We start from the raw sequence: 22,644 nt of genomic DNA, 5'->3' as shown, positions 1-22,644 counted from the left end.
CCGGCGCAAGCGGGAGGATGGCACGATGCCTGCATTGGAAAGCATCTCGGGCGGACAGATACCGGGCGGCGACTGGATCGACCGGCTGGTTGCCGCGCATCGCCCCGGCATGGGACTTGCGCGCGATTTCTACGCCCATCCCGAGATTTACGAGCGTGATCTGGATCGCGTGTTCCGCCGCCATTGGCATTGCATCGCGCATGAAAGCGTGATCCCCAATCCCAATGATTTCGAGCTGTTCCGCTTGGCCACCGAACAGGTGATCCTGACGCGCGACAGCAGCGGCGAGATCCATGCGCTGCTCAATATCTGCCGCCATCGCGGGGCCGAAGTCTGCACCGCCCAGAAGGGCAATGCCAAGGCCTTTATCTGCCCCTATCACGCCTGGACCTATGGCAATGACGGGCGGCTGAAAGCCGCGCGGCTGATGCCCAAGGAGTTCAAGCGCGAGGATCACGGCCTCCGCAAGCTGCATGTCCGGGTGGTGGAAGGTCTGGTCTTCATCTCTTTCGCCGACGATCCGCTGGATTTCACCGAAGTGGAGCGGCTGTTGCGCGCGACCATCGGTCAATATGGCTGGGGCCAGGCGCGCGTGGCGCATCGCGAAGCCTATGTGATCGAGGCGAACTGGAAACTTGCCGTCGAGAATTACGTCGAATGCTATCATTGCGGCCCGGCGCACCCGGAATATTCGCAGACCCATGCGCTGGAACAGCCGCTGGAGCGCATCGCCGACATGAATGCCGCGATGGAGGCGCGGACCTGCGCGCTTGGCATCGAGATCGGGCAGGGCGATCTGTGGCAGACCAGCCGCGCGGGCGGCGAGGCGATCCATGCCTTCCGCTATGCGCTCTATGATGGCGTCTGCACCGGGTCCGAGGATGGCACGCCGCTGGCACCGCCGATGGGGCGGTTCGAGACATTCGATGGCGGGGTGACCTCGATCCATCTGGGCGGCACGACATTTCTGGTCTGCTATCCCGATCATGGCATGATCTACCGCTTCATCCCGACCGGGCCGGATAGCTCCGAGATGGAGCTGATCTGGCTGGTTGATGCGAAGGCCGAGGCTGGCCGCGACTACGATCATGCCCGCCTCACCTGGTTGTGGACGGTGACGACCGAGGAAGACAAGAAGATCATCGAACATACCGCGCGCGGGGTGCGGTCGAAATACTTTGTGCCCGGTCCGATTGCGCCGATGGAGCAGAACGAGCTACGCTACATCAACTGGTATCTGGACGAGATCGCGCGGCCCTGACCGGGGCAGATGCGGCAAGGGCCGATGCAGTAAAAGGGGGGGGATGATGACAATTTCCGGCAATGCGACCAAGTTCTATATCAATGGGGCATGGGTGGACCCGCTGCCTGGCGCGACCCGGATCGGCGTGGAAAACCCGGCCACCGAAGAGATCGTGGCCGAGATCGCGCTTGGCACCGAGTCTGACGCCGATCGCGCGATCATGGCCGCCCGCGCGGCCTTTGACGGATTTATTGCCACCCCGCGCGCGGATCGCATCGCGCTGGTGCGGCGCATCCTCGAGATCTACAACCGCCGCTACGAAGAGTTTGCCCAAGCCATGCGGCTGGAAATGGGCGCCCCCATCGAATGGGCACGCGGGGCGCAGGCCTATGCTGGCCAGATCCATATTGAAAGCACGCTGACCTCGGCCGAGGAAATGGTCTGGGAATATTCGCGCGGCACCACGCGGATCGTGCATGAGGGGATCGGGGTTTGTGGGTTGATTACCCCATGGAACTGGCCGATGAACCAGATCGCCTGCAAGGTGGCGCCCGCACTGATCGCGGGCTGCACAATGGTGTTGAAACCATCCGAAATCGCGCCGCTTTCCGGCCTTTTGTTTGCCGAGGTCTGCCACGAGGCCGGGGTGCCTGCGGGCGTCTTCAATCTGGTGAACGGCATGGGGCCGGTGGTGGGGCAGCGGCTGGCCACGCACCCGCAGGTCGATATGGTCAGCTTTACCGGATCGACCCGGGCGGGCACGGCGGTGGCTGCGGCGGCCGCCCCGACGGTGAAGCGTGTGGCGCAGGAACTGGGCGGGAAATCGGCCAATATCATCCTCGCCTCCGCCGATCTGGAGGCTGCGGTGCGCGGCGGAGTGGAAGGCATCTTTGCCAATACCGGGCAAAGCTGCGACGCGCCGACCCGCATGTTCGTGCCGCGCGCATCTCAGGCGCGCGCGCTGGAAGTTGCGGCGCAGGTCGCGGGTGAGGTGGTGGTGGGGGATACCACGGACAGCGCGACCACGATGGGGCCGCTGGTCTCCAAGGCGCAGTTCGACAAGGTGCAGGGTCTGATCGAAAAGGGCATCGCGGAAGGGGCCAGGCTGGTTTGCGGCGGTCTGGGGCGCCCCGAGGGGCTGAACCGTGGCTGGTTCGTGCGCCCCACGGTCTTTGGTGATGTGACCAATGACATGACCATCGCGCGCGAGGAAATCTTCGGCCCGGTCCTGTCGATCCTGCCCTATGACACCTTGGATGAGGCGGTGGCGATGGCCAATGACACGGTCTATGGCCTTGCCGCCTATGTGCAGGGCGAGGAATCCGAGGCCCGCGCGGTCGGACGGCGGTTACGGGCGGGACAGATCAACCTGAACTATCCCGAATGGGACACATTCGCGCCCTTTGGCGGTTACAAGCAATCCGGCAACGGGCGCGAATATGCCGGTTGGGCGATCCATGATTTCTGTGAAATCAAGGCCTTGATCGGCTATGGTTCTGCGTGATCTTTGGCTCAAGCCTCAATGATGCGGCCCCTAAGATATGGGTCTGAGGGGCCGCGCCCTGCAACGGGCCGGCCACTTACAACAGGCCGACCAGCCGGGCACCCTCCGCCGTGATATCGGCCAACTGGCTGCGATCCTCGCCGGGGTAGAACCGGGCGCGGGTGGCGGTGGCCATCGGCATCGGCGTCTCGATCCGGACGCGGGGGCCGACCTTGGCCGCCTCTTTCTGCCAGCTGCGCGCCAAGGCGATCTGCGCGGATTTGCTGGCACCATAGGCGCTGAAATACATCTCGCCGCCACAGGCATCGTCAAAGAACACGGCCTGCGCGGTGGGGCCCGCAGCCTGAAGCAGCGGCTCCACCATCGGGATCAGGATGCCGGTCGCGCGGATATTGGTCGCGATCGACTTGTCCCAATCCTTCTTGTCGAGGAAGGCAGCAGGCGTCAGCGGCGCGGCATGAATCGCCGGATGCAGCCAGAGATCCAGCTTGCCCCAGCGATCATGGATCGAGCGGCAGAGCCAGGCCATGGCATCGTCATTGGTGATATCCATCGGGGCCAGGGTCAGCTCGCCCGCGCCGGGCTGCTTCTTGGCCTTCACCCGGTCGTCCAGCTCTTCCAGCCCGCCGACCGTGCGCGCCACCGCCACCACATGCCAGCCCCGCGCGGCCAGATCCTCGGCCATCGCAAAGCCAAGCCCGCGCGAGGCACCGGTGACAAGGGCGATGCGTTGGGTCATGGGGGCGGCCTCCGTTCGGGCGGGGTTGCTGGGCGTGTGGCGAAACAGGCAGGGGCTTCACGCCCCCGGACCCGAGTGGGATATTTGGGAACAGATGAAAGGGCAAGGGCGGGCTATGTCGCGGGGCAGGCCTGTTCGATCTGGCTGACGCCCGGGGGCTTCACGCCCCCGGACCCAAGTGGGGTATCTGACAGGCAGAAGATGGCAGGCGGGTTGCGAAAACCATGTCAGGGGTGTGCCAGGGATTGTCACTTTTCTGCCCCTGAATATCCCGGGGGTGCAGGGGCTGGACCCTGCCTCTTGTCTCTGGCCTCAGGTCACTCCGCCGCCTTCATCTCGAAGCCTTCCGCCAGCTTGTCGCTGGGCGCGATCGGATATTCGCCGGAGAAACAGGCATCGCAGAACTTCGGCGCTTTCGGGTCACGCCCCTGTGCTTCACCCGCCGCACGGTAAAGCCCGTCAAGCGAGATGAATTTCAGGCTGTCTACCCCGATCCACTCGCGCATCTCGTCCTCGGACATCGTCGCGGCCAGCAGCTTCGACCGCTCCGGCGTGTCGACGCCGTAGAAGCAGGGCCAGGCGGTGGGGGGACTTGCGATGCGGAAATGCACCTCGGCCGCGCCGGCATCCAGGATCATATCCTTGATCTTGCGCGAGGTCGTGCCGCGCACCACCGAGTCGTCCACCAGGATCACCCGCTTGCCCTTGATCAGCGCGCGGTTCACGTTCAGCTTCAGTCGCACACCCATATTGCGGATCTGTTCGGTGGGTTCGATGAAGGTCCGGCCCATATATTGGTTGCGGATGATCCCCATCGCATAGGGGATGCCGCTTTCCTGGCTATAGCCGATGGCGGCAGGGGTGCCGCTATCGGGCACCGGGCAGACCAGATCGGCATCCACCGGCGCCTCGCGCGCCAGTTCCACCCCGATTTGGCGGCGGGTCTCATAGACCGAGCGCCCCATCAGGATCGAATCCGGGCGCGAGAAATAGACCTGTTCAAAGATGCAGAACCGTGAGGCGGCGGGGGCAAAGGGGCGGGTCGATTGCACCTTGTTGCCCTCGATCACCACCATCTCGCCGGGTTCGATCTCGCGCACGAATTCGGCGCCGATGATATCCAGCGCGCAGGTTTCCGAGGACAGCGCCCAACCGCTATCGCCCACGCGCCCAAGGACCAGCGGCCGCACCCCATGCGGGTCACGCACGCCGATCAGTTTGGTCCGGGTCATGGCAATGACGGAAAACGCGCCCTCGACCCGGCGCAGCGCATCCTTGATGCGTTCGGCGATATTGGCCTGTATGGAGCGCGCCATCAGATGGATGATGCATTCACTGTCGGATGACGACTGGAAGATCGAGCCGCGCTCGATCAGTTCCTTCCGCAAGGCTGCGGCATTGGTCAGATTGCCATTATGGGCAATCGCCGCGCCGCCCATCGAAAATTCACCAAAGAACGGCTGCACGTCGCGGATGGCGGTCGCGCCCTTCGATCCAGCGGTGGAATAGCGCACATGGCCGATGCCAAGCTCACCCGGCAGGGTGGCCATCACATCGGCGCGGGTGAAGTTGTCGCGGACATAGCCAAAGCGCCGGGCCGAGTTGAAACCATGTTGCGGGTCATAGGTGACGATCCCGCCCGCCTCTTGCCCGCGATGCTGCAGCGCGTGCAGGCCAAGGGCCACGAAATTCGCCGCATCCGATACGCCGATGACGCCAAAGACGCCGCATTCCTCTTTCAGCTTGTCGCCATCCTCGATGGGGTCAAACGGGGTGCCGGCGATCACGGGCATAGGTGGCTTCTCCGAATCCGAAGGGGGGCGTCCTGCGCCCCCCTTTACTGCCTTGTCACCCGAGTGTCACGTCATCTGCGGTCACAAGGGCATGACCCGTGGATGCGTCGCGTCGCGGATCAGCCGTTCTGGGCCGGTGCGGTGCCTTGCGGTGCGGTTTCCAGCGGGGCGCTGCCATCGGTGGGCGCGGCGCAGACCGAAACCAGGCCCATGTATTTTTCAAGGATCCAACCCGGCGCGTCCGACGGGATCTGATTGTCAAGATTGCCCTGGAAGGTCGAGAACACCTTGGCCGAACGGGAATTATCCACCATCGGCACGGTCTGGCCCGGAAGTGCGCGGTCATAGACGATGAAGGCCACCGCCACCAGCAGCACGCCGCGCGCCACGCCAAACAGGAAGCCAAGCGCCTGATCCAGACCACCCAGCACCGACTGGTTGACCCAGGAGGACAGCAGCGGCGTGAAAAGTGCGGCCAGCACAAGGCCAAGCGCGAAGACCGCAGCAAAGGCCACGATGATCGACAATTCGCAGCTGTCACCGATCAGCTTGTTCAGGCCGGGGATCTCTTTCACCAGCGGCTGTGCCTGTGCGGCAAAGACATAGGCCAGGATCGCCGCGCAGACCCAACCGGCAATCGCCATCGACTCGCGGATAAGCCCGCGCGAATAGGCGAGGATCGCCGACAGCACGATGACCGCAGCCACCACGCCGTCAATGATGGTGAAACCTTCCATTCCAATACTCCCCCGGGGTCAGCCCGCCCCGAACATCTCGCCGACGAAGGCCGTCAGATCGGCCATTTCGCGCAAGTTCATGCCTTCTGCCTGACCCGCCTTGGAGCGAGAGGGCAATGTTGCCTGTGAAAAACCAAGTTTCGCCGCTTCTTTCAACCTGTTTTCGGTCTGGCCCACTGGGCGCAGCGCCCCGGAAAGCGAGATTTCCCCGAAAAGCACCATGTCTGGCGGAATTGCCACATCCTCGCGCGCGCTGAGAAGGGCGGCGGCAATGGCCAGATCGGCGGCGGGTTCGCTGATGCGCATCCCGCCCGCGACATTGAGGAAAACATCCAATCCGGTGAAGGGGATACCGCAGCGCGCCTCCAGCACGGCCAGAATCGTGCCAAGCCGTCCCGAATCGATGCCGACCACGGTGCGGCGCGGCGTTCCGAGGTTTGATGGCGCGACGAGGGCCTGCACCTCGGTCAGAACCGGCCTTGTGCCCTCGATCCCGGCAAAGACCGCAGATCCCGGGGTGGCGGCTTCGCGGTCCGACAGGAACAGGGCCGAGGGGTTCAGAACCTCGGACAGCCCGTCCCCGGTCATCTCGAACACGCCGATCTCATCCGCCGGGCCAAAGCGGTTCTTCACCGCGCGCAGGATGCGGAACTGATGGCCGCGTTCGCCCTCGAAATAAAGGACGGTATCGACCATATGTTCCAGCACGCGGGGGCCTGCGATGGCACCTTCCTTGGTGACATGGCCCACGATGACCACGGCCACGCCGCGCCGTTTGGCAAAGGTCACCAGCTCATGCGCGGCGGCGCGCACCTGAGAGACCGAGCCGGGGGCGCTTTCGACATTGTCCAGCCACATGGTCTGGATCGAATCGATGATCGCTAGCGCCGGGCGTTCCGCATCCAGCGTGGTCAGGATATCGCGCAGATTGGTTTCGGCCCCAAGGCCCACGGGTGCCGATTGCAGCCCAAGACGCTGCGCCCGCATCCGCACCTGTGCGGCGGCCTCCTCGCCCGAGATATAAAGGCATTTCAACCCGTTACGGGCGAAACTTGCAGCGGCTTGCAACAGCAGCGTCGATTTGCCGATGCCGGGATCGCCGCCGACCAGAATGGCCGAGGCGGGCACAAGGCCACCACCCAGCACCCGGTCCAGCTCGCCAATGCCGCTGCCGGCGCGTGGCGGCGGGGCCTCTTCGGTGGCCAGATCGGTGATCGGGATAGTGCGGCCCTTGGCGGTGGGTTTCGGCCCGGCGGAAAGCGGGGCTTCTTCCAAAATGCTGTTCCAGGACCCGCAGGCATCGCATTTGCCAGCCCAGCGGGGATAGGTGGCACCGCAGACCGAACAGGTGAAACCCTTCAGCTTGGCCATTACGTCCAGACCTCTGCCGTCAGCGACAATGAGCGTTTGCGCGCCTCGAAATCAAAGCAATCGGTGACAAGGATCAGCTCATCGGCACGGGTCATCGACACGATGCCTTCAAGCCCCGCGCGGACCTGATCGGGCGTGCCGCAGGCATGGCAGGACAGCATCCCCATCACATGCGCCTCTTCGCGCGGGGTCCAGTCCAGCGGCCCCGGCGGATGCTGGAAGCGGCGGTTGTTGCGGATCAGCCCCAGAAATCCCTGCTGCGTGGTGGTGAACAGATGGCGCGCCTCGGCCTCGGTTTCGGCGGTCAGCACATTGACCGCGACCATGACATGCGGATCGCGCAGGCGATCCGAGGGACGGAAGTTGCTGCGATAGAGATGCAGCGCCTCGTCCAGTGCGGCAGGCGCGAAATGCGAGGCAAAGGCATAGGGCAGGCCAAGCTGTGCTGCCAGCATCGCGCCGAAATGGGATGACCCAAGGATCACCATCTCCACATCGGTGCCCGCGGCAGGCACGGCGGTGATGCCATGGCCGTTCTCGGGCGCGAACCACCCCATCAGCTCCACCACGTCTTGCGGAAAGCGGTCGGCACCTTGCGGATCGCGGCGCAGCGCCCGGATCAGGGTCGCGCCATCGGTGCCCGGTGCCCGGCCAAGGCCCAGATCGATGCGGCCCGGATAAAGCTGCGCCAGCGTGCCGAATTGTTCGGCAATCACATAGGGCGCGTGATTGGGCAGCATGACGCCACCAGCCCCCACGCGGATCGTCTTGGTCGCCCCCGCGACATGTCCGATCACCACCGGCGTCGCGGCCGAGGCCACGCCCTCCATATTGTGATGCTCGGCCACCCAGTAGCGGCGAAAGCCCAAGGTCTCCACATGGGCGGCAATGGCGGCTGCATTGCGCAGCGCCTGTGCCGGCCCCTGATCCTCGCGCACGCGGGTCAGATCCAGCAGGGAAAGCGGCGGACGGGTCATTTCGGGCTCCTCAGGAACAGCGAGGTCAGGACGCAGGCGGAAAAGAGATACAGCCCCCAGGCGGTTTCCACCGTGGCCATCCCCACGCCTTTGACGATCACCACATAGAGCGCGATCAGAAAGATATCGGCCATGGCCAGTTTGCCAAGCACCACCAGCGCAGGCTCAACACGCGGGTCCAGCAGGCCGAAATCGCGCAACGCACGGCCCGTGACCTTCATCATCGGGGCGAAGACCGCGCAGAAGGTCACCAGCAGCGCAAGGCCCACATCGCTTTGCCACAGCGATTGCAGACCCGACAGGACCGAGAGTTCCGACAGGCCGAAGACCGGCAGCAGGCCTGCCCGCAACAGCGGCGCGAACCACGATACCGGAAAGGCGATCAGCAGGCAGAGGTTCAGCAGGCGCGAGACGGGGTATGGCATGGGCCAGACCATGCTTGGAAAGCGGGGCAGGCGCAAGGTGGGCGCGGCCTCACCTTTTCGCGGTGCAGTTGGTCCGCGTGATGTGTGATCCGCAGGGCAGATCCCCCTGCATGGTAGATCCCCCGCATGGACGAGCGGCCCGCATGGCCGGGCGATCCGCATGAGAGGGCGATCCGATGGTCGCGCGATCCTTATGACAGCACGGCCCGCCCGGCTTACTGCGGTAGCATCTCGCCCTTGCTGCCATGCAGCGGCACCACGTTCAGATCGCGCGCCACCTCGCGCGGCTCGTCAAAGGCATAGCCAAGCGCGGGCAGCACCTCGTGCAGATCGGCCTCAAGGCGGCGGATCTGGGCGTGGTTGCGGCGTTCTTCCGCCTCGACATCGGTGATCCAGCGTTTCAGTTCGTCGACCGTCATGCGGGCAAGGCGGATCTTTTCGGCCATGGCATCGCTGTCCGATTGCCGGGCTTTCAGAAATTCGCGTGCCCGCCCGACCTTGTCATCCGAATAGGCCCGGGCCAGATCGCGGGATTGGAAGCTCATCTGCGCGGCAAGTTCCAGCAGCTCCGGCTCCAGATGCTGCAGGTCCGGATGTTTGCGCAGCAGTTCCATCCGCTGCCGCATCTCCTCGAATTCCGAGGACAGGCTGAAGACGCCGGTGCGGTCGGCGGCGTGCGCCAGCGAATAGGCGCGCTTCACATCCTCCATCCCGATCTGGAAGGAACGGTGGGTTTTCTCCAGCCGCGCCATGCGGGCATTGGCCGGAATGAAGAAGCAGATACAGAGCATGATCGCGGTCAGTGCGATCTGCACCCACATGCCTGCCGCGGGCAGCGCCACATCGCCCCAGGCCAGTTGCATGGTTGGCCAGGGCATCTGGCCGATGGCGGCAAGCAGGGTGCAGAGGCCCAGGAAGGCGGTGATGGCGACAATCGCCCCAAAGGCCACGTTCTGCGCCACGCTGCTTGCCAGCCGCCACAGATGCGCGTGATCGTCAAACATGATGCACCCCGGTAATCCTTGCGGTTAACCTTTCCCGGAAGCCCGCCGAGTGCAACACATTCTTGCCGCAATTGCAGCATGTGGAAACAGTGGGGGTGGGGCCTCGTGACTGTCGCCGGGGCGGCAACGGTCATGCGCGGTGTTCAGCGCAGCGATTCGATGGGCCCTTCGGCCCGGCCGTGGATGAACTGCTGCACATAAGGGTCTGGCGTTTCATCCAATTCCGAAACCGGCCCGGTCCAGCGCACCTTGCCTCCATGCAGCATCGCCACATTGTCGGCGATGGCGCGGACACTGGTCATGTCATGGGTGATGGTCATTGCGGTCGCGCCCATCTCGGTCACGATCTCGCGGATCAGATCATTGATGACGCCAGACATGATCGGGTCAAGACCTGTCGTCGGCTCGTCGAAAAAGATCACTTCCGGGTTGGCGGCAATGGCGCGGGCCAGACCTACGCGTTTTTGCATCCCGCCCGACAGTTCCGCCGGAAAGAGGTCGGCGACCTGGGGCCCGAGGCCCACACGGCGCAGCTTTTCAATCGCGATCTCGCGCGCCTCGGCCTTGGGGCGGGCCAGCGATCCGCGCAGCAGGCGGAAGGCGACATTTTCCCAGATGCGCAGGCTGTCGAACAGCGCGGCCCCTTGAAACAGCATCCCGAACCGCGCCAGAAAGGCGTCGCGGTCGCCGCGCGTCACATCCTGACCATCCAGCGTGATGGTGCCGCGATCGGGCTTCACCAGCCCCAGAATGCCTTTCAGCAGCACCGATTTGCCGGTGCCCGAGCCACCGATAATCACCATCGAGGTGCCCTTGGCGATGGTCAGATCCACGCCACGCAGCACCGCATTGCTGCCAAAGGATTTATGCACGTCAGAGAGTTCGATCATGAAAAGAACAGCTCCGTCAGCAGGTAGTTCGCAGCGAAGATCAGCACCGAGGCCGAGACAACGGCGGATTTGGTGGCCCGCCCCACGCCCTGCGCGCCTCGACCCGAGTTCATGCCGTGATAGCAGCCCATCAGCGCCACGAGAAAGCCGAAGGCCGCGCCTTTCAGCAGGCCCGAGGTGACGTCCCACATCTCGAGGAAATCGACCGTGTTCTTGATATAGGCGGCAGAGTTGAAATCAAGGCGCTGCACGCCGACCAGCCAGCCGCCCATGATGCCGATGCTGTCGCCCACGGCAACCAGAACCGGCACGGCGAGTGTGGCCGCAACCACGCGCGGCACAGCCAGATATTTCAACGGGTTGGTCGACAGGGTGGTCAGCGCGTCGATCTGTTCGGTCACCTTCATCGTGCCGATTTCGGCGGCGATGGAAGACGCCACGCGCGCGGCCACCATCAGGCCCCCCAGCACCGGCCCCAGCTCGCGCGCCATGCCGATGGCGACGATGGCGGGCACCACGGCCTCGGCGCTGAAGCGCGCGCCGCCGGCATAGATCTGAAGCGCCAGCGCGCCGCCCGTGAACAGGGCAGTCATGCCGACCACCGGCAGCGAGAACCAGCCGATCTGCAGCAGGGCTTGCCCGAATTCCCGCGGATAGAAGGGCGGGCGGAAGATATGGCTGATGATCTGCGCGGCAAAGATCACCACGCGGCCAAGGCTTGCCAGAAGCCCGAGCGTGGCACGCCCGAGGCTTGCTACGGGGGAAAGGATGCTCACACCTGCCCCCGGGTCATGGCCGAGACATAGCGGCGGGTATAGCGATGGCCGAGCGAGGTCAGAACCTCATAGCCGATGGTGCCCGCGATATCGGCCAGATCGTCGATCCCCTGCATCGGCCCGAGCATGTCAAGCGCGCGGGGAATGTCGCGCAGATGGGTGACATCGGCGGTGATCAGATCCATCGAGACGCGCCCCACCAGCGGCACGGCGGTATCGCCATCCCAGAGCGTTGCCGCCCCCGAATAGCGCCGGGTCAAGCCATCGGCATAGCCTGCGGCCAGCGTGGCAATCAGGCGCGGCTGATCGGCGATATAGCCACAGGAATAGCCCACGATCTCGCCCGGGGCGACCTCGCGCACCTGAATGACCGGCAGGCTGAGGCCGACCACCGGGCGGGCATCGCCAAAGGGGCGCCCGCCGTAAAGGCCGATGCCCGGGCGGGTCAGTTCAAAGTGATAGTCGGGGCCAAGCAGGATGCCGCCGGTCGCCGCCAGACTGCGTGGCACGCCGATCCCGTCGGTCAGGGCATGAAATTCGGTCAGTTGCGCAAGGTTCATCGGATGGTCGGGCTCATCGGCGCAGGCCAGATGGCTCATTACCAACTCGGGGCCTTGTTCCAGAACCAGCGGGGCCACCGCCTCCCATTCCGCGGCCTCAAGCCCCAGACGGTTCATGCCCGTGTCCAGCTGGATGCCGAACGGATGGCCCGGCAGGCTTTCCAGATGCCGGGTGATCTGGTCGACCGAATTCAGCATGGGCGTCAGGTCCAGATCATGGACCATTTCGGTATCGCCCGCCATATGGCCGCCCAGCACATTGATCTGCGGGCCCGGCCCAAGCGCCTGGCGGACGGCCGCGCCTTCTTCGGCGGCGGCCACAAAGAAGCGCCGGGCACCCGCCTCGGCCAGCACCCGCGCCACACGGCGCGCGCCCAGGCCATAGGCATCGGCCTTCACCACCGCAGCGGTCTGCGTGGTCTGGTCGCTCATCCGGTCCATCGCGCGCCAATTGGCGGCAATGGCGTCTAGGTCAATTGTGAGGGTCGCTGTAGCCATGAGGCGGTTTTGACAGGGCGGGCGCGAAGGTCAAGGGGAAATCCCGTCCCGCCGCAGCGCGGTGGCGGATGTGGGCTGACTATTCGGTGAGGGGGCCATCTGGAGGGCAGCGCGTGGCTCGGCTGGCGCTGGCATTTGAGTATTTGGACAAGCAGCAAAGCCTAAGGGCGGCGCGGAATGCCGGTGCTGCGATATGCTCATTGCTGCTTGCCCAAATACTCAATCTTTGCGCGGCTGACCCCCGGACCAAAGGCCCGGGGGATAAGGGTGGATCAGCCCAGATAGGCTTTCAGTGTCGCCGCCGTGCCATTGGCCCAGAGGCTGTTCAGCCAATGGGTGAAATCGGCGGCAAATTCCGCGTCATCGGCCAGATCACCATAGATCATGCGCTGTTCCAGCCAGAGCCGGGGCTCGGTCTTGGCCTGACGCGACAGGGCCTGCAGCGTGTCCCAGTTCGGATCATTGGGCGCGATCTCCGCGCCGCTATCGGTCACGCCTGCGCAGTAACGGCACCACAGGGCCGATATCAGGGCAAGCCCGCGCGCCGATTTGCCAGCGGCACGGCGGTCGCGCACCGAGGGGATGATGAATTTCGGCTGGCGGTTGGAGCCGTCAAGGCAAAGCCTGCGCTCGGTATCCGCGACTTCCGGGTTGGAGAACCGCGCGCGGATAAGATCGTAATAGGCCGGGATCTCGGTATTGGGGACCGGGGGCACGCAAGGGATGACCTCTTCGGTCTCCACCTTGTCCAGAAGCCCCGAGATCAGCGGGTTGGCCATCGCCTCATGCACCAGTTCGATATCCATCAGCCCGCCGGGATAGGCGATGATCGCGTGCCCCCCGTTCAGGATGCGGATCTTCATCATCTCATAGGCATGAACCTGATCCGAGAAGGTGACGCCGACCTTTTCCAGTGCCGGTCGGCCGGAGGGGAAGTGATCCTCCACCACCCATTGCCGGAACGGCTCGCAGGTGACGGGCACCGGGTCATCGCCAAGGCCGAAACTTGCGGCCAGCGCGCGCTCGCGCGGGCCGGTGGCGGGGGTGATGCGATCCACCATACCATTGGGGAAGGCGATATTGGCGTCGATCCAATCGGCAAGTGCGGGGTCCGACAGGCGGGCAAGGCCCAGAACGGCGGCCCGGGTCACATCGCCATTGCCCGGCAGGTTGTCGCAGCACATGACGGTGAAGGGCGCGGTGCCCGCCGCCCGCCGCGCCTTCAGCGCCGCGATGATCGCGCCGAAAGCGGTGCGGGGCTTTTCCGGGTTGGCGGCATCATGGACGATATCGGGCGCGGTCGGGTCGAACTGGCCTGTGGCGGCATTGATGAAATAGCCGCCCTCCGTCACCGTCAGGCTGACAATGCGGATCTCGGGGCGGGCCATCGCGGCGATCAGGCTGGCATTGTCGGCCTCGACCGGCAGAAAGTCGATCATCGACCCCACGCGGCGACAGGTCTTGCCCGCCGGATCCAGCTCGATCACGGTGGAGAGGCAATCCTGCCCCTTCAGCGCATCCCGCATCGCGGCATCGGGCGCGCGCACGCCCGCACCGATGATCGCCCAGTCATGGTCGACCCCTTGGGCGAACAGGTCATCCAGATAGACCGCCATATGGGCGCGGTGGAAATTGCCAAGCCCGATATGGACGATGCCGGGCGTCAGGCCCTTGCGGTCATAGCGGGGTGTCTGCACGGAAAGGGCAGTGTCGGTCATGGTCATGCCATCCAGTTGCCGCCGTCCACGCCGAAGCATTGGGCGACGATGTAATCGGCTTCTGGCGTGGCGAGGAAGATCGCCATGCCGGTCAGATCTGCGGCGGTGCCCATGCGCCCGAAGGGAACGGCGGCGCCCACCTCGCGCTTTTTCTGGCCGGGTGCCTTGCGCTCGTATTTGGCGAAATAGGCATCGACCCCGTCCCAATGATCGCCATCGACCACGCCGGGGGCGATGGCGTTCACATTGATGCCATGGGCGATCAGATTCAGGCCCGCGCTTTGGGTCAGGCTGATGACGGCAGCCTTGGTCGCGCAATAGACCGCAACAAGGCTTTCACCACGCCGCCCGGCCTGGCTTGCCATATTGATGATCTTGCCACCATGGCCTTGCGCGATCATCTGTTTCGCCGCCGCCTGCATACAAAACAGCGTGCCCGCAACATTGACCGCGAACAGGCGGTCATAATCGGCGCGGGCGATCTCGGTCACCGGCGATGCGGTGAAAAGGGCCGCATTGTTTACAAGGATGTCCAGCTTGCCCATCGCCCCCACGGCACGGGCAAAGCCCGCATCGATACTGGCCTGATCGGTCACATCCATCTGCACGGCGTGCGCCTTGGGACCAAGGCTGGCGGCGGCTTCCGCCACCGCCGCCGCATTGATATCTGCAAGGGCGACCTGCGCGCCCTCGGCGATATAGGCACGGGCAAATTCCAGCCCGATGCCGCGCGCGGCCCCCGTGATCAGCGCAGTCTTGCCCAAAAGCCGCATCACGCCGCCCCCCCGATGGCCAGACCGCCTTTGTCAAAGCGATAGAGCTTGTCTGCGGGGGGCGTCAGGCGGATGGTCTGCCCGTGATGCAGGCCTTGCTCGCCCGCAACCCGCACGGTCAGATCGCCCACACCTTCGACCTGCACCTTCAGGAAGGTGTCGGACCCCAGATGTTCGGCCAGACCGATAACCCCCTGCCAGGGGCCATCGGCGGTCACTTCCAGATGTTCGGGCCGCACCCCCAGCGTGGCGCAGCCATGCCTTGCGGCCTCGGCCCCGGTCACGAAGTTCATTTTCGGGCTGCCGATGAAGCCTGCAACAAACAGGTTGCGCGGGTGGTGATACAGCTCCAGCGGGCTGCCGACCTGCTCGATATTGCCGGCATTCAGCACCACGATCTTGTCGGCCATGGTCATGGCCTCGACCTGATCATGGGTCACATAGATCATGGTGGTCTTGAGGCTTTGATGCAGCTCGCTGATTTCCTGGCGCATGGTGACGCGCAGCGAGGCATCAAGGTTCGACAGCGGCTCGTCGAACAGGAAGGCCGCAGGCTCGCGAACGATGGCGCGGCCGATGGCGACACGCTGGCGCTGCCCGCCCGAAAGCTGGCCCGGGCGGCGATCCAGATAGTTGGTCAGGTTCAGGATGCGCGCGGCATTCTCGACCTTCTTGTCCTGCTCGGCCTGCGGGATCTTGGCCATTTTCAGCGGGAAGGCGATATTCTTGCGCACCGACATATGCGGGTAAAGCGCATAGGACTGGAACACCATGGCAAGGCGGCGCTCGGCCGGGGCCGCATCGGTCGCGTCCTTGCCATCGATCATGATCTGACCCGAGGAGATATCCTCAAGCCCGGCGATCAGCCGCAGCAGGGTGGATTTGCCGCAGCCCGAGGGGCCGACGAAGACGACGAATTCGCCATCATTGATCTGAAGATCCAAGGGCGGGATGACGGTGACATCGCCGAAGGTCTTGGTGACGGAAGAAAGGGAAATCTGTCCCATGGGTTACCTCACTTCACCGCGCCGAATGTCAGGCCGCGGACGAGTTGCTTCTGGCTGAACCAGCCGAGGATCAGGATCGGCGCAATGGCCATGGTCGAGGCCGCCGAGAGTTTCGCGTAGAACAGCCCTTCGGGGCTGGAATAGCTGGCGATGAACTGCGTCAGGGGCGCTGCATTCTTGGTGGTCAGTTGCAGGGTCCAGAACGCCTCATTCCAGGCGAGGATGATGTTCAGGAGCAGGGTCGAGGCGATGCCCGGCACCGCCATCGGCGTCAGCACATAGAGGATCTCGGATTTCAGACCGGCACCGTCCATGCGGGCGGCTTCAAGGATCTCGCCGGGGATTTCCTTGAAATAGGTGTAAAGCATCCAGATCACGATCGGCAGGTTGATCAGCGTCAGCACCACAACCAGACCGATGCGGCTGTCCAGCAGACCGAAATCGCGGAACAGCAGATACATCGGCACCAGAACGCCCACGGCAGGCATCATCTTGGTCGACAGCATCCACATCAGCAGATCCTTGGTGCGCTTGCCCGGCACGAAGGCCATGGCCCAGGCGGCCGGGATCGCGATCACCAGCGCCAGCACCGTGGATCCAAGCGACAGGATGACCGAGTTCCAGAAATGCAGCGCATAGTTGGAGCGCGTCTGCACCTCGGCATAGGAATGCAGCGTCCAGCCCGAAGTCAGCACCTGAAGCGGCGATTTGATCGCGTCGCCCTCGGTCTTGAAGGACAGGATGATGATCCACAGGATCGGGAAGAAGATCAGAAAGCCGATGGTCCAGGCAGCAATTGTGACCACGGCGGTTTTCGCGGGGGTTGTTTTGCGGGCCATGTCTCAGGTCTCCAGATTCTTGCCGATCATGCGCATCAGGAAGAAGGCCACGATATTGGCGAGGATGACGGCGATGATCCCGCCGGCCGAGCCACCGCCCACGTCGAAGTTCAACAGCGATTGCGCATAGACCAGATAGGGCAGGTTGGTAGAGGCCGTGCCCGGACCGCCATTGGTGGTCACCAGGATCTCGGCAAAGACCGACAGCAGGAAGATTGTCTGGATCAGCACGACCACGGTGATCGACCGGGTCAGGTGCGGCAGCACCAGATAGACGAAACGGTTGATCCAGTTGGCGCCATCCATCTCGGCGGCCTCCATCTGCTCGCGGTCAAGGCTTTGCAGCGCGGTCAGCAGGATCAGCGTGGCGAAGGGCAGCCAGCTCCAGGCGACGATCAGGATGATCGAGGCAAGCGGCGCATGGCTGAGAAAATCAAAGGGCTGAACGCCGATGGCCTTGGCGATATGCGCAAAGATGCCGTTGACCGGGTTCATGAACATGTTCTTCCAGACCAGCGCCGAAACGGTGGGCATCACGAAGAAGGGTGCGATCACCATGACGCGCACCACACCCTGCCCCTTGAAGGGCTGGTCCAGCAGAAGCGCCAGCGCGATGCCGCCGACCACGGTGATCAGCAGCACGCCCCCCACCAGCAGTAGCGTGTTGATCAGCGCCGAGGTGAAGGCGGGTTGGGCAAGGAAGTAATAGTAATTGTCGAAGCCGGCCCAGCTTTCCATCCCCGGCATAAGCAGGTTGTAGCGCAGGAAGCTGAAGTAAATGGTCATTCCAAGCGGCACGATCATCCACAGAAACAGCAGGATGACGGCGGGAGAGACCATGAGGCGCGCAGCCGTGCGGGACTGTTCGGTTGCCATGGCGTGTCCTGAATGTCGGAGAAAGATGAAGATGGCGGGGCCGGGAGAGAGGCCCGACCCCGCCGGGGAGGAACGAAACCGAAAGCGCGGTTTACGTTACTTGATGTAGCCCGCGCGGGTCATTTCCTGCGTGGTGATCGCCTGTGCCTGTGCCAGCGCGGCATCCGCCGTGGACGAGCCTGCAAGGGCTGCCGAGAACAGCTGGCCCACCATGGTGCCGAGGCCCTGGAATTCCGGGATCGCCACGAATTGCACGCCGACATAGGGCACTTCGTCCACGGTCGGGTGGGTCGGGTCAGCCGCGTTGATGCTTTCCAGCGTCATCTTGGCGAACGGCACTTTCTGGTATTCCGGGTTCGCATAGAGCGACGAGCGGGTGCCCGGGGGAACGTTGGCCCAGCCCTCTTTCGCGGCGACCTCTGCCAGATACTCCTTGGAGGTTGCCCAGGCGACAAAGGCCTTGGCTGCGTCTTCCTTCTGGGTGCCTGCCGGAATGGCGAGGTTCCAGGCCCAGAGCCAGTTGCCGCGCTTGCCCAGACCATTGTCGGGGGCGAGCGCAAAGCCCACCTTGTCTGCCACGGTCGATTCCTTGGCATTGGTCACGAAGGATGCGGCGACGGTCGCATCGATCCACATGCCGCATTTGCCTTGCTGGAACAGCGCGAGGTTCTCGTTGAAGCCGTTGTTCGACGCGCCGGGCGGGCCGTAATTGGTCATCAGATCGAGATAGAAGTTCAGCGTGTCTTTCCAGGGCTGCTGGTCGAACTGCGGCTTCCAGTCCATGTCGAACCACTTGGCACCAAAGCTGTTGGACATGGCGGTCAGGAAGGCCATGTTCTCGCCCCAGCCGGCCTTGCCGCGCAGGCAGATGCCATAGACCTCGGCCGACTTGTCGGTCATCTTCTCGGCGGCTTCCTTGATGAAGGCCCAGCTGGGCGCTTCGGGCATGGTCAGGCCCGCTTTTTCCATCAGGTCGGTGCGATACATCACCATCGAGCTTTCGCCATAGAACGGCGCGGCGATCAGGTTGCCGTCCACGGTCAGGCCGCCACGGATGGCGGGCAGCAGATCGTCCACATCATATTCGGCGGGCAGGTCGTTCAGGTTGACCAGCCAGCCCTGCTTGCCCCAGATCGGGGCTTCATAGGTGCCGATGGTCATCACGTCGAACTGGCCGCCCTTGGTGGCGATGTCGGTCGTGACCTTCTGGCGCAGCACGTTTTCTTCCAGCGTCACCCAGTCGACCTTGATGTCGGGATGCTTGGCGTAAAAGCCGTCCATCAGCGATTGCATACGGATCATGTCGCCGTTGTTCACGGTCGCCACGGTGATGGTGGTTTCGGCCATCGCGGCACCCGCAAGGGTGAGCGAGACGGTCGCGCCCAACAGGGCACGGCAGGTCATGTTCATCGGTAATCCTCCCTGGATGCGTGAGCAAATCATCGCATTGCGGTTAAATGCTCACATCATCACGAAGACGTCAATCCCCCTGATACGCTGCAGATGCGAAGGTCAGCGGTCGGAAAGGATGGCTTCGGCGGTGGGGGCGTCGGTTACCAAACCATTGAGAATGCCGGATTTCAGCGCGGCCCTGATCGCGGGAACCTTGGTCTGGCCCGCAGCAATGCCCATGGCGGGGCGATCAAGCCCCGGCTCGACCCGCACACCGCCAGTGCGGGTATTGATGCCGAAATCTAGGTATTGCCCGCGCGAATCGAAGACCCAGCCCGCGACCTCGCCCACGGCACCCGCCGCCTGCATCTGGCGCAGTTCCTCGGTCGAGACGAACCCGTCCTTGTGCAAGGGGGCGTCATCGGACATCTGGCCCACGCCGACAAAGATCACATCCGCCGTCCGCGCCAGTTCCAGCACGCGCTGCACCGGGGCCAGTTTGTGGAAGGCCGCGCGCTCGGCCTCGGTGGGGGAGACCACCGGCACCAGCATCGGGTAATGCGGCGCGCGCACCTTGTCGGAGATCCGCATGACCACATCGAAGAACGAGGCAGAGCCATCGGGGGCGATATTGCCGATCAGCGAGACAAGGCGATGCTGCGGGGCCTCCAACGGCTCCATCGCGTCGACAAGCGCGCGCAGGGCCCGCCCGGTGCCAAGGCCGATCACCTGCGGATCGGCCATGCGCAAGACGCGCTCCAGCTCGGCTGCGGCTGCCGGGGCCAGCCCCAGAACCGGGTCGGCCCCGGCACCAAGCCCCGGCACGACACGGGCACGATTCAGGCCAAAGCGGTCGCGCAGCGCGCGTTCCAGATCCATGCAGGCCCCGATCCGGTGGTTCAGGCGCACCTGAATCAGCCCATCCGCCATCGCCCGACTGACCAGCCGTTGCGCCCGCTGACGGCTGACGCCCATTTCGGTCGCGATATGATCCTGCGTCATGCCCGCGACATAATAAAGCCAGCCCGCCCGTGCGGCCTCGTCCTGAACGGTGGGTTCCTGATCGGCTTTGGCACTGGGGGCGCGGCTCATGCGGGGCCTCGAAAATCGGGGTGAAGGTCCAGAAAACCGGCAAAATCGTCAAAGACAAGATGCGGTGTCGCATCTTCGGGCTGGGTCAGGCTGCGCCCGGCCATATGGCTGCCGCCGGTGAAACGCCAGACGGTCATGCCAGCCGCCAGCCCGGCGCGGATGCCGGTCAGGCTGTCCTCGATCACCAGACAGCGCGCGGGATCGGCGCCGCAGACCTGTGCCGCGTGCAGGAACAGATCCGGCGCAGGCTTGCCGTTCGGCACCATGGAGGCGGTGAAGAGACGCGGCCCGATCAAGTCATCGAGGCCAGTCAGCCGCAGCGAGGCTTCAGCCCGCCCGGGGCTGGACGAGGTTGCGACACAGCGGGGCAGGGCCAGCCCGTCCAGGGCCGCCCGCACGCCGGGCATGACCTTCAGATCGGTCTCGAACGCCGCCAGCAGGCGCGCACGGTAATGCATCTCGAATGCGGGTGGCAGATCCAGCCCGAATTCGTTGCGGATCTTCTGCATCACGGTCGGATAGCTGCGGCCAAGAAAGTTGCGCGAGACATAGTCCAGATCGACCATGACGCCGCGCAATTGCAACTCATGGATCAGCATCGACAGCGAGATGATCTCGCTGTCGATCAGCACCCCGTCGCAATCGAAGATCACGAGGTCGAACTGGCGGTCTTGCAGGTTCATCCCACGGGTTTAGCGGTAACGCGGGGCCAGTGGCAACGGCGATCAATACTCGTCGCGCGGTTCCGACTGCCAAGGCTGCACAAGATTGCCAAAGCGGGTAAAGCGCCCCTCGAACGAAAGCTCCACCGTGCCAATCGGGCCGTGGCGTTGTTTGCCAAGGATCACCTCGGCCTTGCCATGCACGCGCTCGGCCTTGTCGAGCCACTCTGCAAAGCGCGGATCATCCTCCGGCGGTTTCAGGCGTTCGTGGTAATATTCATCGCGGTAGACGAACATCACCACATCGGCGTCCTGCTCGATCGAGCCGGATTCGCGAAGATCCGACAGTTGCGGGCGCTTGTCTTCGCGGCTTTCCACCGTCCGGCTCAGCTGGGACAGCGCGATGACGGGGATGTTCAGCTCTTTCGCGATGGCCTTCAGGCCTTGGGTGATTTCCGACACCTCTTGCACCCGGTTGCTTTCACCGCGCCCGGTGCCTTTCAGAAGCTGAAGATAGTCCACCATCAGCACATCAAGGCCATGGGTGCGCTTCAGCCGCCGCGCCCGGGCCGCGACCTGGCTGATCGGCAAGGCGGGCGTGTCATCGATGTAAAGCGGGCAGCTTTCCAGCGATTTCGCGGCCTCCACAAAGCGGCGGAACTCGGTCTCGGTCATGTCACCGCGGCGAATCTGTTCGGATGGCACCTCGGCCGCCTCCGACAGAATCCGCGCGGCAAGTTGTTCTGCGCTCATCTCGAGGCTGAAGAAGCCGACAGCGCCGCCTTCGATCGCGCCCTCATGCCCCTCATGGGTCATGCCGCGCTTATAGGCCTTGGCGATGTTGAAGGCGATGTTGGTGGCAAGCGAGGTCTTCCCCATCGAGGGACGCCCTGCCAGAATGATAAGGTCGGACGGGTGCAAGCCGCCCATCTTCTTGTCGAGATCGATCAACCCGGTTGAGGTGCCGGCAAGCCCGCCGCCGCGCTGATAGGCAGCGTTGGCGCTGTTCACCGCATCGGTCACAGCCTTCAGGAAGGATTGAAAGCCGCGCTCCGCCACGCCCTGTTCGCCCAGCTTGTAAAGCCGCTGTTCGGCCTCGGTGATCTGCTCGCGCGGCTCGGATGTCACCTCGACCTTGCCCGCCTTGGCCGAGATATCGCGGCCCAGCTGGATCAGCTCGCGCCGCACCGCCAGATCATAGATCATCTGCGCGAAATCGCGGGCGGCAAAGGCGCTGATCGCGGCCCCCGCCAGACGCACCAGATAGGCCGGGCCGCCCAGTTCACGCAGACCTGCGTCGTCTTCGAGAAACGCCTTCAGCGTGACGGGCGAGGCCAGCGCGTTCTTCTGGATCCGCGCTGCCGCGATCTCGAAAATGCGCTGGTGGACGGGATCGAAGAAATGCTCGGACCGCACCAGCGAGGCGATACGGTCGTAAATGTCGTTATTGGTCAGGATCGCGCCGAGAAGCTGCTGCTCGGCCTCGATGTTATGCGGCAGCGCCTCGGTTTCGGCTGTGGCGGGCAAACCGACAGGTTTCATCGCCGTGATCTCGTTCATAACCCGGTCTCTTCATCTGGCCCCAATTGGCGATAGCCCTTCCGCGGGCTTTCGGCAAATCTGGGATATTCCTGTGGATATCTGGCCGGTCTCGCGGAGGTGCGAACCCAGCCTACCACATATTGCGGTGGAATGCAGCGCGGGCCGCTCCCATGGGACGCGTTCCCGATTCGGTGCAACAATATCCCCAAATTGCCCACAAGCCGAA

21 protein-coding genes are annotated in these 22,644 nt (G+C 64.0%); 2 read left to right on the top strand and 19 right to left on the bottom strand.

The window, feature by feature from the left end:
• The first annotated feature begins 25 nt into the window (after positions 1 to 25).
• Both GBJ34_RS17220 and GBJ34_RS17215 read left to right on the top strand, forming a co-directional pair.
• Positions 26 to 1,261, top strand: a complete 1,236-nt coding sequence (locus tag GBJ34_RS17220) for an aromatic ring-hydroxylating oxygenase subunit alpha (RefSeq protein ID WP_151720430.1) — start codon at positions 26 to 28, stop codon at positions 1,259 to 1,261.
• 43 nt (positions 1,262 to 1,304) lie between these two features.
• Positions 1,305 to 2,747 (top strand): aldehyde dehydrogenase family protein, encoded by a 1,443-nt coding sequence (locus GBJ34_RS17215; protein ID WP_226341250.1) that lies wholly within the window; start codon positions 1,305 to 1,307, stop codon positions 2,745 to 2,747.
• A gap of 76 nt (positions 2,748 to 2,823) precedes the next feature.
• On the opposite strand, the gene GBJ34_RS17210 is transcribed toward GBJ34_RS17215, so the two are convergent.
• The 19 genes from GBJ34_RS17210 to GBJ34_RS17120 form a co-directional block, all read right to left on the bottom strand.
• Positions 2,824 to 3,486 (bottom strand): SDR family oxidoreductase, encoded by a 663-nt coding sequence (locus tag GBJ34_RS17210; protein WP_151720429.1) that lies wholly within the window; start codon positions 3,484 to 3,486, stop codon positions 2,824 to 2,826.
• A 317-nt stretch (positions 3,487 to 3,803) separates the two neighbouring features.
• A complete protein-coding gene (gene purF / locus GBJ34_RS17205; RefSeq protein ID WP_151720428.1) occupies positions 3,804 to 5,279 on the bottom strand; it encodes an amidophosphoribosyltransferase in 1,476 nt (491 codons plus the stop codon).
• 119 nt (positions 5,280 to 5,398) lie between these two features.
• Positions 5,399 to 6,016 (bottom strand): CvpA family protein, encoded by a 618-nt coding sequence (locus GBJ34_RS17200; RefSeq protein WP_151720427.1) that lies wholly within the window; start codon positions 6,014 to 6,016, stop codon positions 5,399 to 5,401.
• Between the two features lie 18 nt (positions 6,017 to 6,034).
• Positions 6,035 to 7,387 carry a DNA repair protein RadA gene (gene radA / locus GBJ34_RS17195; protein ID WP_151720426.1) on the bottom strand — a complete coding sequence of 451 codons (1,353 nt, stop codon included), beginning with the start codon at positions 7,385 to 7,387 and terminating at the stop codon, positions 6,035 to 6,037.
• The gene (locus tag GBJ34_RS17190; RefSeq protein ID WP_151720425.1) at positions 7,387 to 8,364 is read right to left on the bottom strand and encodes an LLM class flavin-dependent oxidoreductase; all 978 of its coding nucleotides are present in this window, start codon (positions 8,362 to 8,364) and stop codon (positions 7,387 to 7,389) included. Before GBJ34_RS17190 ends, radA begins: the two co-directional genes overlap by 1 nt.
• A complete protein-coding gene (locus GBJ34_RS17185) occupies positions 8,361 to 8,789 on the bottom strand; it encodes a paraquat-inducible protein A (protein WP_151720424.1) in 429 nt (142 codons plus the stop codon). The genes GBJ34_RS17190 and GBJ34_RS17185 overlap by 4 nt, the downstream gene beginning before the upstream one ends.
• Before the next feature lie 215 nt (positions 8,790 to 9,004).
• Positions 9,005 to 9,793, bottom strand: a complete 789-nt coding sequence (locus GBJ34_RS17180) for a DNA repair protein (RefSeq protein ID WP_151720423.1) — start codon at positions 9,791 to 9,793, stop codon at positions 9,005 to 9,007.
• Positions 9,794 to 9,936: 143 nt separating this feature from the next.
• Complete coding sequence (locus tag GBJ34_RS17175; RefSeq protein WP_151720422.1) at positions 9,937 to 10,683, bottom strand: ABC transporter ATP-binding protein; 747 nt, start codon at positions 10,681 to 10,683, stop codon at positions 9,937 to 9,939.
• Positions 10,680 to 11,453, bottom strand: coding sequence for an MlaE family ABC transporter permease (locus tag GBJ34_RS17170; protein WP_404811447.1), 774 nt, complete (start codon positions 11,451 to 11,453; stop codon positions 10,680 to 10,682). The genes GBJ34_RS17175 and GBJ34_RS17170 overlap by 4 nt, the downstream gene beginning before the upstream one ends.
• 2 nt (positions 11,454 to 11,455) lie before the next feature.
• Complete coding sequence (alr, locus tag GBJ34_RS17165) at positions 11,456 to 12,517, bottom strand: alanine racemase (RefSeq protein WP_151720420.1); 1,062 nt, start codon at positions 12,515 to 12,517, stop codon at positions 11,456 to 11,458.
• Positions 12,518 to 12,789: 272 nt separating this feature from the next.
• Entirely contained in the window at positions 12,790 to 14,241 is a 1,452-nt protein-coding gene (locus GBJ34_RS17160) for a mannitol dehydrogenase family protein (protein WP_404811444.1), read from the bottom strand.
• Positions 14,238 to 15,011, bottom strand: coding sequence for an L-iditol 2-dehydrogenase (locus GBJ34_RS17155; protein WP_318843232.1), 774 nt, complete (start codon positions 15,009 to 15,011; stop codon positions 14,238 to 14,240). The genes GBJ34_RS17160 and GBJ34_RS17155 overlap by 4 nt, the downstream gene beginning before the upstream one ends.
• The gene (locus GBJ34_RS17150) at positions 15,008 to 16,015 is read right to left on the bottom strand and encodes an ABC transporter ATP-binding protein (protein ID WP_151720418.1); all 1,008 of its coding nucleotides are present in this window, start codon (positions 16,013 to 16,015) and stop codon (positions 15,008 to 15,010) included. Before GBJ34_RS17150 ends, GBJ34_RS17155 begins: the two co-directional genes overlap by 4 nt.
• A gap of 8 nt (positions 16,016 to 16,023) precedes the next feature.
• Complete coding sequence (locus tag GBJ34_RS17145; protein ID WP_151720417.1) at positions 16,024 to 16,854, bottom strand: carbohydrate ABC transporter permease; 831 nt, start codon at positions 16,852 to 16,854, stop codon at positions 16,024 to 16,026.
• Between the two features lie 3 nt (positions 16,855 to 16,857).
• A complete protein-coding gene (locus GBJ34_RS17140) occupies positions 16,858 to 17,730 on the bottom strand; it encodes a carbohydrate ABC transporter permease (protein WP_151720416.1) in 873 nt (290 codons plus the stop codon).
• A 96-nt stretch (positions 17,731 to 17,826) separates the two neighbouring features.
• Positions 17,827 to 19,140, bottom strand: coding sequence for an ABC transporter substrate-binding protein (locus tag GBJ34_RS17135; protein ID WP_151720415.1), 1,314 nt, complete (start codon positions 19,138 to 19,140; stop codon positions 17,827 to 17,829).
• A gap of 102 nt (positions 19,141 to 19,242) precedes the next feature.
• Complete coding sequence (locus GBJ34_RS17130; protein WP_151720414.1) at positions 19,243 to 20,214, bottom strand: sugar-binding transcriptional regulator; 972 nt, start codon at positions 20,212 to 20,214, stop codon at positions 19,243 to 19,245.
• Positions 20,211 to 20,897: an HAD family hydrolase gene (locus GBJ34_RS17125; protein ID WP_151720413.1), complete on the bottom strand. Its 687-nt coding sequence runs from the start codon at positions 20,895 to 20,897 to the stop codon at positions 20,211 to 20,213. The genes GBJ34_RS17130 and GBJ34_RS17125 overlap by 4 nt, the downstream gene beginning before the upstream one ends.
• A 42-nt stretch (positions 20,898 to 20,939) precedes the next feature.
• Entirely contained in the window at positions 20,940 to 22,418 is a 1,479-nt protein-coding gene (locus GBJ34_RS17120; protein ID WP_404811446.1) for a replicative DNA helicase, read from the bottom strand.
• Positions 22,419 to 22,644 lie beyond the last annotated feature (226 nt).

The sequence above is a fragment of the Gemmobacter serpentinus genome, assembly GCF_008973825.1.
Classification (GTDB): domain Bacteria; phylum Pseudomonadota; class Alphaproteobacteria; order Rhodobacterales; family Rhodobacteraceae; genus Gemmobacter; species Gemmobacter serpentinus.
This window is presented reverse-complemented; position numbering and strand designations above follow the sequence as displayed.